At 71.8% G+C, this 15,583-nt stretch carries 17 protein-coding genes; 12 read left to right on the forward strand and 5 right to left on the reverse strand.

The genetic code is table 11. The features are described 5' to 3' along the window. The first annotated feature begins 77 nt into the window (after positions 1-77). From AB0389_RS17630 to AB0389_RS17655, 6 genes are all read left to right on the forward strand, one after another. Entirely contained in the window at positions 78-845 is a 768-nt protein-coding gene (locus tag AB0389_RS17630) for a metallophosphoesterase (protein ID WP_366396372.1), read from the forward strand. A 110-nt stretch (positions 846-955) separates the two neighbouring features. Continuing rightward, positions 956-1,399, forward strand: coding sequence for an SRPBCC family protein (locus AB0389_RS17635; protein ID WP_366396301.1), 444 nt, complete (start codon positions 956-958; stop codon positions 1,397-1,399). Positions 1,400-1,404: 5 nt separating this feature from the next. Next, a complete protein-coding gene (locus tag AB0389_RS17640; protein WP_366396302.1) occupies positions 1,405-2,568 on the forward strand; it encodes an ArsA-related P-loop ATPase in 1,164 nt (387 codons plus the stop codon). A 95-nt stretch (positions 2,569-2,663) separates the two neighbouring features. Beyond that, on the forward strand, positions 2,664-3,140 hold the full coding sequence (locus AB0389_RS17645; RefSeq protein ID WP_366396303.1) for a DUF5304 domain-containing protein: 477 nt from the start codon (positions 2,664-2,666) through the stop codon (positions 3,138-3,140). 66 nt (positions 3,141-3,206) lie between these two features. Next, entirely contained in the window at positions 3,207-4,148 is a 942-nt protein-coding gene (locus AB0389_RS17650; protein ID WP_366396304.1) for an ROK family glucokinase, read from the forward strand. Positions 4,149-4,262: 114 nt separating this feature from the next. Next, a complete protein-coding gene (locus AB0389_RS17655; protein WP_366396305.1) occupies positions 4,263-5,015 on the forward strand; it encodes an endonuclease/exonuclease/phosphatase family protein in 753 nt (250 codons plus the stop codon). Positions 5,016-5,026: 11 nt separating this feature from the next. Here the strand turns inward: AB0389_RS17655 and AB0389_RS17660 are convergent, their stop codons facing one another. Together AB0389_RS17660 and AB0389_RS17665 are read right to left on the reverse strand one after the other, a co-directional pair. Then, positions 5,027-5,734: a hypothetical protein gene (locus tag AB0389_RS17660; protein WP_366396306.1), complete on the reverse strand. Its 708-nt coding sequence runs from the start codon at positions 5,732-5,734 to the stop codon at positions 5,027-5,029. Next, complete coding sequence (locus AB0389_RS17665) at positions 5,727-6,506, reverse strand: alpha/beta fold hydrolase (RefSeq protein WP_366396307.1); 780 nt, start codon at positions 6,504-6,506, stop codon at positions 5,727-5,729. The genes AB0389_RS17660 and AB0389_RS17665 overlap by 8 nt, the downstream gene beginning before the upstream one ends. 147 nt (positions 6,507-6,653) lie before the next feature. Here AB0389_RS17665 and AB0389_RS17670 point away from each other — a divergent pair, with 147 nt between their 5' ends. The 3 genes from AB0389_RS17670 to AB0389_RS17680 are packed head-to-tail and all read left to right on the forward strand — an operon-like array spanning position 6,654 to position 9,344. Continuing rightward, positions 6,654-7,400, forward strand: coding sequence for a lysophospholipid acyltransferase family protein (locus AB0389_RS17670; RefSeq protein ID WP_366396308.1), 747 nt, complete (start codon positions 6,654-6,656; stop codon positions 7,398-7,400). 34 nt (positions 7,401-7,434) lie between these two features. Continuing rightward, entirely contained in the window at positions 7,435-8,652 is a 1,218-nt protein-coding gene (locus AB0389_RS17675) for a DUF5931 domain-containing protein (RefSeq protein WP_366396309.1), read from the forward strand. Between the two features lie 11 nt (positions 8,653-8,663). Further along, positions 8,664-9,344 (forward strand): response regulator transcription factor, encoded by a 681-nt coding sequence (locus AB0389_RS17680; protein WP_366396373.1) that lies wholly within the window; start codon positions 8,664-8,666, stop codon positions 9,342-9,344. Positions 9,345-9,377: 33 nt separating this feature from the next. Here the strand turns inward: AB0389_RS17680 and AB0389_RS17685 are convergent, their stop codons facing one another. After that, positions 9,378-11,363, reverse strand: a complete 1,986-nt coding sequence (locus AB0389_RS17685; RefSeq protein WP_366396310.1) for an anthranilate synthase family protein — start codon at positions 11,361-11,363, stop codon at positions 9,378-9,380. Positions 11,364-11,638: 275 nt separating this feature from the next. Here AB0389_RS17685 and AB0389_RS17690 point away from each other — a divergent pair, with 275 nt between their 5' ends. Beyond that, a complete protein-coding gene (locus tag AB0389_RS17690; RefSeq protein ID WP_366396374.1) occupies positions 11,639-12,985 on the forward strand; it encodes a class II 3-deoxy-7-phosphoheptulonate synthase in 1,347 nt (448 codons plus the stop codon). Between the two features lie 173 nt (positions 12,986-13,158). After that, entirely contained in the window at positions 13,159-13,407 is a 249-nt protein-coding gene (locus tag AB0389_RS17695; RefSeq protein WP_366396311.1) for a (2Fe-2S)-binding protein, read from the forward strand. A 22-nt stretch (positions 13,408-13,429) separates the two neighbouring features. Here the strand turns inward: AB0389_RS17695 and bfr are convergent, their stop codons facing one another. Further along, positions 13,430-13,909 carry a bacterioferritin gene (bfr, locus tag AB0389_RS17700; RefSeq protein ID WP_366396312.1) on the reverse strand — a complete coding sequence of 160 codons (480 nt, stop codon included), beginning with the start codon at positions 13,907-13,909 and terminating at the stop codon, positions 13,430-13,432. Positions 13,910-14,066: 157 nt separating this feature from the next. Here bfr and AB0389_RS17705 point away from each other — a divergent pair, with 157 nt between their 5' ends. Beyond that, a complete protein-coding gene (locus AB0389_RS17705) occupies positions 14,067-14,699 on the forward strand; it encodes a sulfite oxidase-like oxidoreductase (protein WP_366396313.1) in 633 nt (210 codons plus the stop codon). Positions 14,700-14,728: 29 nt separating this feature from the next. Here AB0389_RS17705 and AB0389_RS17710 read toward each other — a convergent pair whose 3' ends face one another. Continuing rightward, on the reverse strand, positions 14,729-15,580 hold the full coding sequence (locus AB0389_RS17710; RefSeq protein ID WP_366396314.1) for a deoxyribonuclease IV: 852 nt from the start codon (positions 15,578-15,580) through the stop codon (positions 14,729-14,731). Between the last annotated feature and the right edge of the window lie 3 nt (positions 15,581-15,583).

Here is a 15,583-nt window from a genome sequence, read left to right on the forward strand (position 1 = left end):
GGCCGCTACGGAAGCGCAGGTCCGGCCCCCTCTACCGGGCGGGCCGGTGGGGTCCTAGGGTGATCGGCATGCGAGGTATGCGAGTCAATGTGGTCAGTGACGTGCACGGCAACGCGCGGGATCTCGCTCGTGCGGGGGACGGTGCGGACGCCCTGATCTGCCTCGGGGACCTCGTGCTCTTCCTGGACTACGCGGACCACTCGCGGGGCATCTTCCCGGACCTCTTCGGCACCGCGAACGCCGACCGGATCGTCGAACTGCGCACCGCCCGCCGCTTCGAGGAGGCCAGGGAGTTCGGCCGGGAGCTGTGGGCCGGGCTCGGGATCGACCAGGCGACCGCCATCGAGAAGGCCGTACGGCGCCAGTACGCGGAACTCTTCGCCGCCTTCCCCACACCGACGTACGCCACCTACGGCAATGTCGATATGCCGGCGCTCTGGCCCGAGTACGCGCGGCCCGGCACCACCGTGCTCGACGGCGAGCGCGTCGAACTGGGGGGCAGGGTCTTCGGCTTCGTCGGCGGCGGCCTGCGGACGCCCATGCGTACCCCGTACGAGATCTCCGACGAGGAGTACGCGGCCAAGATCGAGGCGCTCGGCGAGGTGGACGTGCTCTGCTCGCACATCCCGCCGGACGTGCCGGAGCTGACGTACGACACCGTCGCCCGCCGCTTCGAGCGCGGCAGCCGCGCCCTGTTGGACGCGATCCGCCGGACGAGGCCGCGCTACGCGCTGTTCGGCCATGTCCACCAGCCGCTGGCCCGCCGGATGCGGATCGGCGCCACCGAGTGCGTCAACGTCGGGCACTTCGCGTCGACCGGACGGCCCTGGACCATGGAGTGGTGAGCCCGCGGTGACCCCGCGGTGACCCCGTGGTGAGCGATACCGGGCAGAGCGGGCCCGTGCGGTCGCGATAGCCTGCACACCGCGCACCCAGGCACCGGAAAGGCACGGCGATGGCGGAACACACCAGTTCGAGCATCACGATCGAGGCGGCCCCGGCCGACATCATGGGCGTGATCGCCGACTTCGCCCGCTACCCGGACTGGACCGGCGAGGTGAAGGAGGCCGAGGTGCTCTCCACCGACGAGAACGGCCGCGCCGAGAAGGTCAGACTGGTGCTGGACGCCGGCGCCATCAAGGACGACCACACCCTCGCCTACACCTGGACCGGCGACGACCAGGTCAGCTGGACCCTGGTCAAGTCCCAGATGCTGCGCCAGCTGGACGGTACGTACGCGCTCACGCCCGTCGCGGGCGGCACCGAGGTCACCTACCGGCTGACCGTCGACGTCAAGATCCCGATGCTCGGCATGATCAAACGCAAGGCCGAGAAGGTCATCATCGACCGCGCCCTCGCCGGCCTCAAGAAGCACGTCGAATCCGGGCCGGAGGCCTGACCCCGATGCGTACGGTCCTGGTCACCGGCCCCGGCGGCGCGGGCCGTACCACCGTCGCCGCCGCGACCGCGCTGGCCGCAGCCCGGGGCGGCGCGCGCGCCCTGCTGCTCTCCGCCGACCCGCTCGACGCCCTGCTGGGCCGCCCGGCAGGGCCGGAGCCCACCGCGGTCACCGACGGGCTCTGGGCCGTCGGCATCGACTCCGGGGAGCACTTCCGTACGGAGCTGCTCGGCCTCCAGGAGCGCCTGGGCACCGGACTCGATCTGCTCGGCGCCCGCCCGCTGGCCGGTGAGGAGATCACCGAACTGCCCGGCAGCGAGGAGTTCGCCCTGCTGCACGCCCTGCGCCGGGCGGCCGAGGGCGACTGGGACGTCGTCGTCGTCGACCTGCCGCCGCTGCGCGAGGCGCTCGCCGTACTCGCCCTGCCCGAACAGCTGCGCCGCTATCTGCGCCGTCTGGTCCCCAAGGAACGCCAGGCCGCCCGCGCGCTGCGCCCGCTGATGGCCCAGCTCGCGGGGATACCGATGCCCGCGCAGTGGCTGTACGAGGCCACCGCCCGCTGGGACGAGGGGCTCGCCGCCGTACAGACCCTGATCGAGGACCCCGCGACGACCGTACGGCTGGTCGCCGAGCCCGGACCCGCGGCGGCAGACGCGCTGCGCGCCGCCCGTACCGCGCTCGGCCTCTACGGACTGCGCGCGGACACCCTCGTCCCCAACCGGGTGCTGCCCGGCGACGACGCGGGCCCCTGGCTCGCGACGCTCGTCGCGCAGCAGCGCAAGTGCCTGGAGGAGTGGCACGAGGAGTACGGGGCCGTCCACGAGGCCGCCCACCTGGGCCGGGACCCGCGCGGGCTGGACGATCTCGCCCTGCTCGGCGTCGCACCTCCCGCGGAGCCGGCGCCCGGGGCGGCGCCGTGGACCGTCGAGGACCGGCTCACCGAGGAGAAGCTGCTCGTCTGGCACGTGCCGCTGCCCGGCGCGGTCAAGAGCGAGCTCGGCCTGGTGCGCCGCGACGACGAACTCCTGCTCACCGTGGGCGCGTTCCGCCGTATCGTGCCGCTGCCCTCCGCGCTGCGCCGCTGCACGGTCACCGGCGCGGCCCTCACGGACGGTGTGCTGCGGGTGCGCTTCGCGCCCGATCCCTCGCTGTGGCCGCGTACGAACTGAACCGCTTACCCCCTGAACGGCGCCCGGCCGTTCGGGTACCGTCGAAGGTGAGCGGCAATGGTGAGCAGCACCGGCCGATACCGCGGGAGCACCCCATGAGCGATCCCACCGAGCGCGACGCCGCCGACCCGGACGCCTGGGCCTCGGCCTGCGCCGAGGATCTGGAGGCGGAGAAGGCACGCCGCCGCGCTACCTACGGGCCGCCGCCCGGCTCGGCCGCCGAGGAGCTGCGCAAGCTGGTCGACGCGGTGGCGGACAAGGTCTCCGCCTTGCAGAACCCGCTGTTCGGGATGGCCGCGCAGGGCGCCGTGCAGCAGTTCATCCAGCAGGCGAAGGCCGCCGTCGAGCCGGTCATCGAGCGGAACCCGGACGTCTTCGACCATCTCGCCGCCGCCGGTGGCGAGCTTCTCGCCGCGTACCGTTCGGCCGTCGAGTCCCAGGAGACCCGGTGGACCCGCGGGGACACCCCGGACGCCGCCCCGGGGCCCGCACCCGACACGAAGACCTCGGGTGACCCCACCGACCCCAGGGACCAAGGGCCCGCTTCCGGCGGTCCCATCGACCTGGACTGACCGGTCGGGCGCCCGCCCTCGGGTACGGTTGACGCCAGCGGGGCTCGACCGAAAACTGAGGGACACATGGGACTCACCATCGGCGTCGACATCGGCGGCACGAAGATCGCGGCCGGCGTGGTCGACGAAGAGGGCGCCATCCTGGAGACGCACAAGGTGCCCACCCCGCCGACCGCCGAAGGCATCGTGGACGCGATCTGCGCCGCGGTCTCCGGCGCCGGCGAGGGGCACCAGATCGAGGCGGTCGGCATCGGCGCGGCCGGTTACGTCGACGACAAGCGCGCCACGGTCCTCTTCGCACCGAACATCAACTGGCGGCACGAACCGCTCAAGGACAAGGTCGAGCAGCGGGTCGGACTGCCGGTCGTCGTGGAGAACGACGCGAACGCGGCGGCCTGGGGCGAGTACAAGTTCGGTGCCGGGCAGGGCCACGAGGACGTCATCTGCATCACCCTCGGCACCGGCCTCGGCGGCGGCATCATCATCGGCAACAAGCTGCGCCGCGGACGCTTCGGCGTGGCCGCCGAGTTCGGCCACATCCGGGTCGTACCGGACGGGCTGCTCTGCGGCTGCGGCAGCCAGGGCTGCTGGGAGCAGTACGCGTCGGGGCGTGCGCTCGTGCGGTACGCCAAACAGCGCGCCAACGCGACCCCGGAGAACGCGGCGATACTGCTCGGGCTCGGCGACGGCACCCCGGACGCCATCGAGGGCCGGCACATCAGCGCGGCGGCCCGCGCGGGCGACCCGGTGGCCGTCGACTCGTTCCGTGAGCTGGCGCGTTGGGCGGGCGCGGGCCTGGCCGACCTGGCCTCGCTCTTCGACCCGTCCGCGTTCATCGTCGGCGGCGGGGTCTCGGACGAGGGCGAACTGGTCCTCGACCCGATCCGCAAGTCGTTCCGGCGCTGGCTGATCGGCGGCGAGTGGCGTCCGCACGCCCAGGTGCTCGCGGCCCAACTGGGCGGCGAGGCAGGGCTGGTGGGCGCCGCCGACCTGGCCAGGCAGGGCTGACGCAGAAGCTCACGCAGTATCCGAGCGCCGCGCCCGCCGTATCCGTCAGGGGTACGGCGGGCGCGGCCGTGCCGGGCGGCTGCCGTCGCGGCCGTACGCGGATACGTTGTCCCCATGGCGATGGACACGCTGCCAGGATCCGGCACCGCACCGGACGGTTCTGCTCAGATCCGGGTGCTCAGCTACAACATCCGCTCGATGCGCGACGACCGGGCGGCGCTGGCCCGGGTGATCAGCGCCTGCGCGCCCGATCTCGTCCTCGTCCAGGAGGCGCCCCGGTTCTTCCGCTGGCGCAAACACGCCGCCTGGCTGGCCGCGCACACCGGTCTCGTGGTGCTCGGCGGCGGCGCCCCCGCGACCGGCCCGCTGCTGCTCTGCTCGCTGCGCGCCACCGTCGAGCGCACCGAGGACATCCTGCTGCCCCACACCCCTGGCCTGCACCGGCGCGGCTTCGCGACGGCGGTGGTACGGATCGGCGGCGCCCGGCTGGGGCTGCTCAGCTGCCATCTGAGCCTGCGGGCCGACGAGCGGTACGCGCAGGCGCGGGCGCTGACGGCCCGGCTGGCGGCCCTGGACGTGCCGTACGCCATCGCCGCCGGCGACATCAACGAGGGCCCCACCGGCCGGAGTTTCCGGCTGCTCGCCGGGGAGCTGCGGGACTGCCGGGCGGTCAGCCCCTGGGGCGACGAGTACACGTCCACGCCCGCCGAGCCGCGTCAGCGCATCGACGCAGTCTTCGTCACGGAGGGGATCGAGGTCCTCGGCTGCGGGGTGCCGCGCGGGCTGCCCGGCGTCACCGAGGACGATCTGAGGGCGGCGACGGACCATCTGCCGGTCCTCGCCGCCCTGCGTGTGCCCGTGTCCTGAAAGTGCCGCTCTCAGACGACCGCGCCGCGGCCCGGGTCGTCGTTCTCCTCGTCGTCATCGTTCATCCTGGCCACCAGGGTGGCGAAGCCGCCCAGGAAGCCGCCGACGGAGATCGTGGTCAGCCACCACGTCATGTCCCACTGGAGCAGGACGGACACCAGCATCAGTACGGGCCCGCCGATGACGGCGAGCCAGGCGAACCGGCTGGTCACATCGGACTCGGGCAGGGGCGGCGGCTCCGGCGGGACGAAGTGGCCCTCGTCGCCCGCGTCGAGGTCCTCGTCGCGGGGCTCGGCCAGCCGGTAGTCGCGCGGACCGCCGACGCCGGGCGCGAAGACGACGGAGCCGCCCAGCGCGGGCTTTCCGGCGTCGGCGGCGTCGGCGGCGGGGGCGTCCGCCGCCTTCTCGCCGGGGATGTCGTCGTCCACCGGCCCGGCGGATGCTGCGGGTTCCGGGGCCTCGACCGGTTCGGCGGCTTTCTCGGCGGGCTTCTCGGCCGCCTTGTCCGGACCGGTCTCCACCACCTTCTCTACGGCCGGGACCTTCCCCGTACCCGTACGGTTCCGGTCGCCTTCCAGCAGCGCCAGATCCTCCACGGACTTGAACGGCTTGGCGCCCGGCGGATCCGCCGGCTCCTCGCCGTACCCCGCGACGATCGCCGCCCAGGCGGCGTCCTCGTCGATCGGCTGCGGCTCACGGTCCGCGTCATGTTCAGCCACCGGTGGTGCTCCCCTTCTTGCCGACAGTCGGAGCGAGCCGGCCGATGAACGCGAGACTCTCGTCGAAAATCCGCTCCGCGTCATGGTCCAACGTCGCGACGTGGTAGCTCTGTTCCAGCACCACCTCCCGGACATCCACCGAGGAGACCCGGCCGAGGATCCGGGCCGAGTCCGCCGGCGGCACCACATGGTCGACGGCGCTGTGCAGCAGCAGCAGGGGCTGGGTGACCTGGGGCAGCCCCGTGTCCACCAGCCGGAAGAAATTCCGCAGCGAATGGGCCGCGTGCAGCGGCACCCGGTCGTAACCGACCTCCGCGACACCGCTCTTGGCGATGTCGCTCGCGATCCCCTTCGTCGACGGGACCAGATGGCGGGCGACCGGCAGCGCGTGCGCCGCGAGGCCGTGCACCTTGATCCCGGGGTTGACCACCACGACCCCGCTGACCGCCCGCCCGTGCTTCGACGCGAGCCGCAGCGCCAGCGCGCCGCCCATCGAGAGTCCGGCCACGAAGACCTGGGAGCACCGCTCCAGCAGCTCCCGCAGCGCCCGGTCCACCTCCGCGTACCAGTCCTGCCAGCCGGTGAGCGCCATGTCCCGCCAGCTGGTGCCGTGGCCGGGAAGCAGCGGCAGAGAGACCGTCAGACCCCGCGCTGCCAGATACTCGGCCCAGGGACGCAGCGACTGCGGGGAGCCGGTGAATCCGTGACAGAGAAGGACGCCGACCTCGCCGCCCTCATGACGGTACGGCTCGGCTCCGGGGAGGACCGGCACGGGGTCTCCTGTTCGTGAGTCTCGGAAGATGTACTTCACCGTACGCGACCGGACCGACACCGACCAGGTCCGTCGGACACCCATGAAGGGGAGCCCGGGGCGGCCACGGGTTAAGGTCTCTCCGACAGCACACAGGAGGCACCCGAGTTGATCTACGGCGCAATGAAGTTCTCCATCGGCGGGTCCCTGAAACTCGCCTTCCGGCCCTGGGTGGAGGGACTGGAGAACATTCCCGCGGAGGGGCCGGCGATCCTCGCGAGCAACCATCTCTCCTTCTCCGACTCGTTCTTCCTGCCGGCCGTGCTCGACCGCAAGGTCACCTTCATCGCCAAGTCCGAGTACTTCACCTCGCCAGGGGTGAAGGGCAAGCTCACCGCCGCCTTCTTCAAGGGCGTCGGGCAGCTGCCGGTGGACCGCTCGGGCGCGCGCGGCGCGGGTGACGCCGCGATCCAGAGCGGCATCAAGGTGCTGGCCAACGGCGAACTCTTCGGCATCTACCCGGAGGGCACCCGCTCGCCCGACGGCCGCCTCTACCGCGGCAAGCCCGGCGGCCTCGCGCGCGTGGCGCTCGGTTCCGGGGCGCCGGTCATCCCCATCGCCATGATCAACACGGAGAAGATCCAGCCGCCCGGCAAGGTGCTCCCCAAGCTGATGCGCCCGGGGATCCGGATCGGCAAGCCGCTGGACTTCAGCCGCTACCAGGGCATGGAGAGTGACCGCTTCATCCTGCGGTCGATCACCGACGAGGTCATGTACGAGATCATGAAGCTCGGTGGCCAGGAGTACGTCGACATCTACGCGACCGCGGCGAAGCGCCAGCTCGCCGAGGACGCGAAGGCGGCGACCGCGGCCAAGGGCGCGACCCCGAGGGCGGCGGACCCGAAGGGCCAGTGAACCGCCGCCGGCGGCGGGAACAACAGGGGGGCACATGGCGAAGAGCAAGCCTGCCGCACGGATGTCGGTGGAGCTGCCGCTGTGGCGGGCGCTGACCGGCTACCGGCTGCTGACGATGGGCTACGCGATCCTGCTCTTCGTCCTGGGGCGAGATCGCTTCGAACGCCCCTGGATCGCCATCGTGTTCCTCGCGTTCCTGGCGGTCTGGACGATCGCCACCCTGCCCAAGGTGGCGAACGCGGCCCGCTGCACCACCCGCTTCCTGGCCGCCGACCTCACCATCGCGCTCACCGGCATTCTGCTGACCCCGCTGGCCGATCTCGATGCCCGGAACATCGACGGCACCACCCTGCCGTCGATATGGACCGCCGGCTCGGTCCTCGCGTTCGCCCTCAAGGGCGGCTGGCGCTGGGCCGCTTTCGCCTCGACCTTCGTGGCGGTCGCCAATCTCATCGAGCGCGGCCACCCCAGCCGGGACACCGCCCACAACGTGCTGCTGGTGTGGTTCGTCTCCATCGCCATCGGGTACGTCGTCGAGGTCGCCCGCGCCATCGAGGCCACCCTCGCCCGCGCCCTGGAGATCGACGCGGCCACGCGGGAGCGCGAACGGCTGGCCCGCGACATCCACGACAGCGTGCTCCAGGTGCTGGCGATGGTGCAGCGGCGCGGTACGGCCCTGGGCGGCGAGGCCGCCGAGCTGGGCCGGATGGCGGGGGAGCAGGAGATCGCCCTGCGCAGCCTGGTCACCGGCGGCCCGGTGCCCGCCCCCCGCGTGCCGCGGGGCACCGAACGGCCGGGCACGCAGCGGCCGGACGCCGGGCCGCCGGACGCCGCACCCGACGAAGGCCCGTGCGATCTGCGCGCCCTGCTCACGCCGTACGCCGGCCCCCGCGTCAGCTTCGCGGAACCCGGCGCTCCGGTGCTGCTCGACCGGGCCGCCGCGGACGAACTGGCCGCCGCTGTCGGTGCCGCGCTGGACAATGTCGGCAGACACGCGGGTGCCGACGCCCGCGCCTGGATCCTGGTCGAGGACTGGACGGACGAGGTGATCGTGACCGTACGGGACGACGGCCCCGGCATCCCCGAGGGCCGGCTCGCGCAGGCCGAGGGCGAGGGCCGGCTCGGGGTGGCCCTCTCGATCCGGGGCCGGCTGCGGGATCTCGGCGGGACGGCCGAGCTGATCTCGGTGCCGGGCCAGGGCACCGAGGTCGAACTGAGAGTTCCACGGGGACGGGGAAAGAGAGACCGATGAGCGAGCGCGACATGACGACGACGGACACGCACGGCCCGATCCGGGTGATGGTGGTCGACGACCACCCGATGTGGCGGGACGCCGTCGCCCGCGACCTGGACGCGGCGGGCTTCGAGGTCGTCGCCACGGCCGGGGACGGCCCGCAGGCGGTGCGCCGCGCACGGGCGGTCGCCCCGGCCGTCCTGGTCCTCGACCTCAACCTGCCCGGCATGCCGGGCGTCCAGGTCTGCAAGGAGCTGGTCGGCTCGCTCCCGGGGCTGCGCGTCCTGGTGCTCTCCGCCAGCGGGGAGCACGCCGACGTCCTCGAAGCGGTCAAGTCCGGTGCCACCGGCTATCTGCTCAAGTCGGCCAGTACGGAGGAGCTGACCGACGCCGTACGCCGCACGGCGGCCGGTGACGCGGTCTTCACCCCAGGACTGGCCGGGCTGGTCCTCGGCGAGTACCGCAGGCTGGCCTCCGACCCGGCGCCGGCCGCGCCCGACGAGCCCAAGGCGCCGCAGCTGACCGACCGGGAGACCGAGGTGCTGCGGCTGGTCGCCAAGGGGCTGTCGTACAAGCAGATCGCCGAACGGCTGGTCATCTCGCACCGCACCGTGCAGAACCATGTGCAGAACACCCTGGGCAAGCTCCAGCTGCACAACCGCGTCGAGCTGGTGCGGTACGCGATCGAGCGCGGCCTGGACGACGTCTGAGAGCGGACGGGGCGGGCCGGAGGCCGGGACCCCTCAGCCCGACGCGGCGACCCGCCCCGTACCGGCGCCGGCTCCCGCGCCCACTCCCGTCAGCAGCTCCGTGACGATCGCCGGGCCGTTGAGCGTCAGCACGGACTCCGGGTGGAACTGCACCGAGGCGAATCCGGCGCCGCGCAGCGCGTGCACCTCGCCGCTCGACGCGTCCCGGCTCACCGTCACCCCGCGCTCCGCCAGCTCCGCCGCCGACGCGTCGTCGCAGCGCGCGGTGAAGCTGTTGTAGAAGCCGACGGTCTCCGTCCGGCCGAAGAGACCGATCCGGGCCTGGAGGCCCTGGTACGGCAGCCGCTTGCGTACGGTGGCGAGGCCCAGCTCCGCCGCGATCAGCTCGTGGCCGAGGCAGACGCCCAGCAGACCGCCCCGGCGCGGGGCCGCGCCGCCGGTCAGCTCGGCCGTGAGCCCGCGCAGCAGCCGCATCTTCGGGTCGGCGGTGTCCGCCGGGTCACCGGGTCCCGGGCCGAGCACCACGGGCCCCTCGTGACCGAGCGCGGCCTCCCGCAGCCCCGGCTCGTCGTAGCGCCGTACCGTCACCTCCAGCCCCGAGGAGCGCAGCAGATGGGCGAGCATCGCGGTGAAGGTGTCCTCCCCGTCCACCACCAGGGCGTGCCCCGCCAGGGTCGGCCGCTCGTCCCGCATCCGCAGCCAGAACGGCGCGAGGTCCGCCCGCCGCGCGTCCAGCGCCGCCCGTACCCGGGGGTCGTTGGCGAGCCGCCGCCGCGCCGGTTCCGTACGGGACCGGTCCGGGGCGACCCCGAGCGCCGCCAGCACGCCCGCCGCCTTGGCGTGTGTCTCGGCCACCTCGCTCTCCGGGCGCGAGTGGCGTACGAGCGTCGCGCCGACCGGCACCCGCAGCCCGCCGTCGGCGTCGATGTCGGCCGTACGGATCAGGATGGGCGAGTCGAGCGTCTGCGCCCCGCCGGCGTCCCGCCCGATGAGCGCGAGCGCGCCGCCGTAGTAGCCGCGCCCGCCCGACTCGTGGCGCTCGATGACCCGGCAGGCGTTCTGCACCGGCGATCCCGTGACCGTAGCCGCGAACATCGTCTCCCTGAGCACCTCGCGCACATCGAGCGAGGACCGGCCGCGCAACTCGTACTCGGTGTGGGCGAGATGGGCCATCTCCTTGAGCCGGGGGCCGATCACCACCCCGCCCCGGTCACCGACCGTGCACATCATCTTCAGCTCCTCGTCCACCACCATGGACAGCTCGTCGGTCTCCTTGCGGTCGCCGAGGAACTCCAGCAGCCCGGCCGTGTCGGGCCCCTGCGGCGGATAGCGGAAGGTGCCGCTGATCGGGTTCATCACGACGGTCCCGCCGCTCATCCGCACATGCACCTCGGGGCTGGCGCCGACCAGCGTGCGCGCGCCGGTGTGCACCAGGAACGTCCAGTAGGCGCCGCGCTCGCCCGTGAGCAGCCGCCGGAAGAGCGCGAGCGCGTCCGCCCGTCCGAAGCCGGGGATCCGGCCCCCGAAGGTCCGCCGGATCACGAAGTTCGCGCCCTCGCCCCGGCCGATCTCGTCGTCGACGACCCGCCGTACGACATCCGCGTACCGGTCGTCGTCGAGGTCGAAGGCGCCGTCCTCGACCCGTACGTCATGCGCGGGCAGCAGCCCGGACAGCTCGTCGAGGGGCAGCTCGTACGTCTCGTCCGCGACCAGCACGGCCAGCGGCGTGCCGTCGTCCCGTACGTCGAAGCCCCGCTCCCTGATCTGCCGGAACGGCACCAGCGCGAGCGCGGTCCGCTCCCCGTCAGGGAGGTCGGCGAGCCGGTCGGCCTCGTGCACGGAGCCGATCAGCAGCTCCACGATCCCGTGGTCGCGGCCTGGGGTGCGGCGGCGCAGCAGGGCGAAGGGCGGGCAGTCGTCGGCGAGCAGCCGGGCGACGAGTACGGCGAGCGGCGGGGGAGGGCCGAGCGGTGTGACCGGTGTGACCGGGGTGACCGGTGTGATCGGGATGAGAGCCATGGGCGGGTGTTCCTTCCGGGAGAGGAGAGGAACGGCCCGCCTTCCCCGGCCGGTGTCCCGGCCCCGGAAAACACTGAAGGCCGCCCCTCGGGCGGCCTTCGCGATACGTTCGCGCGCGATTTCAGTGGGCCGCCGGACGAGCGGGCCACCACCAGGTCTGGTTCGAAAGCGCGAACATGAGCGGGACTGTAGCGCATCGGAACCGGCCGCGCGTTCCACACTGTGGTCCGTGCGGATGAACGCCGCGCCGACCACGTAATCTGGGGCGCGTGACAGTGAACGCTGAGAAGCTCACCACCGACGTGCCGTCCTGGCAGGAACTGCCCGCTGCCCAGCAGCCGGAGTATCCGGACCCGGCGGCCCTGCGCGAGGTCGTGGCCGAACTGGCGGCCTATCCTCCGCTCGTCTTCGCGGGCGAGTGCGACCAGCTGCGGTCCCGGATGGCGGCCGTGGCGAAGGGCGAGGCGTTCCTGCTCCAGGGCGGCGACTGCGCCGAGGCCTTCGACGCCGTCTCCGCGGACCAGATCCGGAACAAGCTGAAGACGCTGCTCCAGATGGGCGCCGTCCTCACCTACGCGGCGTCCGTGCCCGTGGTGAAGGTCGGCCGGATCGCCGGCCAGTACTCGAAGCCCCGCTCCAAGGGCACCGAGACCCGGGACGGCGTCACCCTGCCGACGTACCGCGGTGACTCCGTCAACGGCTTCGCCTTCAACGAGAAGGACCGCGTCCCGGACCCCGAGCGGCTCAAGCGGATGTACCACGCGTCCGCCGCGACGCTCAACCTCGTCCGCGCCTTCACCACCGGCGGCTACGCCGACCTGCGCCAGGTGCACGCCTGGAACCAGGACTTCGTGAAGTCGTCCCCGTCGGGCCAGCGGTACGAGCAGCTCGCCCGCGAGATCGACAACGCCCTGAACTTCATGAAGGCCGCGGGCACCGACCCGGCCGAGTTCCGCACCGTCGAGTTCTACTCGTCGCACGAGGCTCTGCTGCTGGACTACGAGACGGCGCTGACCCGCGTCGACTCCCGGACCGGCAAGCTGTACGACGTCTCGGGCCACATGCTCTGGATCGGTGAGCGCACCCGGCAGCTGGACGGCGCGCACATCGAGTTCGCCTCGAAGGTCCGCAACCCGATCGGGATCAAGCTCGGCCCGACGACGACGGTGGACGAGGCGCTCACCTACATCGACCGGCTCGACCCCGACCGCGAGCCCGGCCGGCTGACCTTCATCGTCCGGATGGGCGCCGACAAGGTACGGGACAAGCTCCCCGAGCTGGTCGAGAAGGTCACGGCCGCCGGCGCCACGGTGGCGTGGGTGACCGACCCGATGCACGGCAACACCTTCGAGGCGGCCTCCGGCCACAAGACCCGCCGCTTCGACGACGTGCTCGACGAGGTCAAGGGCTTCTTCGAGGTCCACAAGGGCCTCGGCACCCACCCGGGCGGCATCCACGTCGAGCTGACCGGCGACGATGTCACCGAGTGCGTGGGCGGCGGCGACGAGATCTTCGTCGACGATCTCCACCAGCGCTACGAGACGGCCTGCGACCCCCGCCTCAACCGCAGCCAGTCGCTGGACCTGGCCTTCCTCGTCGCGGAGATGTACCGCGACCAGTAGACGCCCGGAGTGCACCGGTGGGGTACGGATCGATGTGATCCGTACCCCACTGCCGTTTCCGGGACTTTTCCGCCGGGCTCGTCACGGGTAAGGTTAGGTTAGCCTCACCGGAAGGGTCCGGAGCGGCCCTCGGAGACTCCGACCTCGACCCCCGCCCGGGAGGTGAACCGCGCGTGTACGTCTGCTCCTGCTTCGGCATCACCGAAACACAGGTCAGGGAACACGCGGCTGCGGGTGCGTGCACCCCCCGGCAGATCGCCTCCGCCAGCAAGGCCGGCACCGACTGCGGTTCGTGCGTACGCCGGATCCAGTCGCTCCTTGGCCGCGGCGGCTGCCCGCGCCGCGAGCTGCTCTCCGAGACGCTCGCGGCAGCCTCGGAGACGGCCGTACAGGACCTCCCCGAAGCGGCCAGGGCGGCCTGACGCCCGACGGGTCACCGGCAGGTCAGCTGTCGGGCTGCTCGATGACCTGTGCGATGTAGAGCGGCTCCCCGAGCTTCTCGATCAGCTCCAGCTGCGTGTCGAGATAGTCGATGTGGTGCTCCTCGTCCTCCAGGATCGCTTCGAAGATCCCCTTGGACGTGTGGTCGCCCTTGACGCGCATAACGTCGATGCCGCGCTTCAGCCGGTCGATCGCCTCCACCTCGACCTGCCGGTCGGCCTGGAACATCTCGGTGACGGTCTGGCCGACGCGCACATGGAAAAGCCGCTGATAGTTGGGCAGCCCGTCCAGGAACAGAATCCGGTCGGTGAGCAGCTCGGCGTGCTTCATCTCGTCGAAGGATTCGGCGCGCGTGTACTTGGCGAGCTTCGTCCAGCCGAAGTTCTCCTGCATCTTCGCGTGGAGAAAGTACTGGTTGATCGCGGTGAGTTCGGCAGTCAGCTGCTCATTGAGAAATTCAATGACCTCGGGGTCGCCCTGCATCGCAGAGACTCCTTTCGGGCAAGGTGTCGGGGCAGAATGCGCGCATCTTTGCACCGACGCCGAGGGGACGTCCAGTAAGTACATGCTTAGTAGGAGTTGCCCGAATCGGCCCGTGGCTGGTCATGACCACCCCCGCCGGTCTGTCACCATGGAAGACATGGGTCAGCCGGAGAGCCGGGAACATCGGGAGCCGGAACAGCCCGAGCTGCCACCGGGGCAGCGACTGCAGCGCGGCTGGCCGGTCACCCATTACGGTCCGGTGCCGAAGTTCCGGCCGGAACGCTGGGAGTTCCGCGTCTTCGGAGCCACCGCCGACGGCGACAAACACTGCTGGAATCACGGAGAATTCTCGGCCCTGCCGTTCTCCACCGTCGTCGCCGATCTGCACTGCGTGACGAAGTTCAGCATGGTCGGAGCCGAATGGGGTGGTGTCCCCGCCCGTACGGTCCTGGAACTCGCGCCGCCCGCGCCCGACGTGACCCATGTGATGGTCTGGGCCGAATACGGCTTCAGCGCGAATCTCCGGCTCGACGATTTCGCCGGCGACCGTACGATCTTCGCCACCCACAAGGACGGTGAACTGCTCACCGCCGAACACGGATTCCCGGTCCGGCTCGTCGTCCCGCACCTGTACGCCTGGAAGGGACCCAAATGGGTCCGGGGCGTGGAGTACATGACCGCCGACCGGCGCGGCTTCTGGGAGGAGCGCGGCTACCACAACGTCGGCGACCCGTGGGCCGAGCAGCGCTACTCGTACCAGGAAGCCCCCGGCGAGGGCCCGGAACTCTAGGGCCTGTGTGGGAGGGGCACTGGCCCCTGCTAGCCGCGCAGCTTCTTCAGCCGCTCCACGTCCGACGCGTGCCCGTCCCCGTGGCCGGGCGTCTCGATCACCAGCGGTACGCCGGCCGTCGCCGGATGGCGGAACAGCTCCCGGAACGGCTCCTCGCCGATATGGCCCGCGCCGATGTTCTCGTGCCGGTCCTTGTGCGCGCCCACCACGTCCTTCGAGTCATTGGCGTGGATCAGCTTCAGCCGCCCCTCACCGACCGTCTCCACCAGCAGATCCAGCGTCTGCCGCATACCGTGCGGACCGGTCAGGTCGTGCCCGGCGGCGAAGATGTGGCAGGTGTCCAGACAGACGCCCAGCTTGGGATGCGCGTCCAGTGCCTCGAAGTACGGGCCGAAGTCCCACGTCCGGGAGCAGAGCGAGGAGCCCTGGCCCGCCGTCGACTCCAGCAGCAGGAACGGATCGTCCGCGTGGTCCAGCTCGTCCAGCAGCGGCAGCACCAGCTCCCGTACCTGCGCCAGCGCCACCTCCCGCGACCGGCCGCCGGTCGCCGACCCGGTGTGCACCACCACGCCCGGCGCGCCGATCTCGCGGGCCCTGCGCAGACTGTGCCGCAGGGACTCCACCGACTTCTCGGCCGTCGCCTCCGTGTGCGAACCGAAGTTGATCAGATACGGGGCGTGGACGTACGCCGCGATCCCCTCCGCCGCGCACTCCGCGCGGAACCGTTCGTCCTGCGCCGGATTCCCGGCCGGTGTGGCCCAGCCCCGCGGATTGGCGACGAACACCTGGACGACCTCGGCCCCCAGCTCACGGGCGTACGCCAGTCCGGTCGTCGCCAGCCCGCCGGCCACGGGCACATGGCCGCCGACAGGGTTGCGCATCGC

It is taken from the genome of Streptomyces sp. NPDC093109, assembly GCF_040701725.1.
GTDB lineage: Bacteria > Actinomycetota > Actinomycetes > Streptomycetales > Streptomycetaceae > Streptomyces.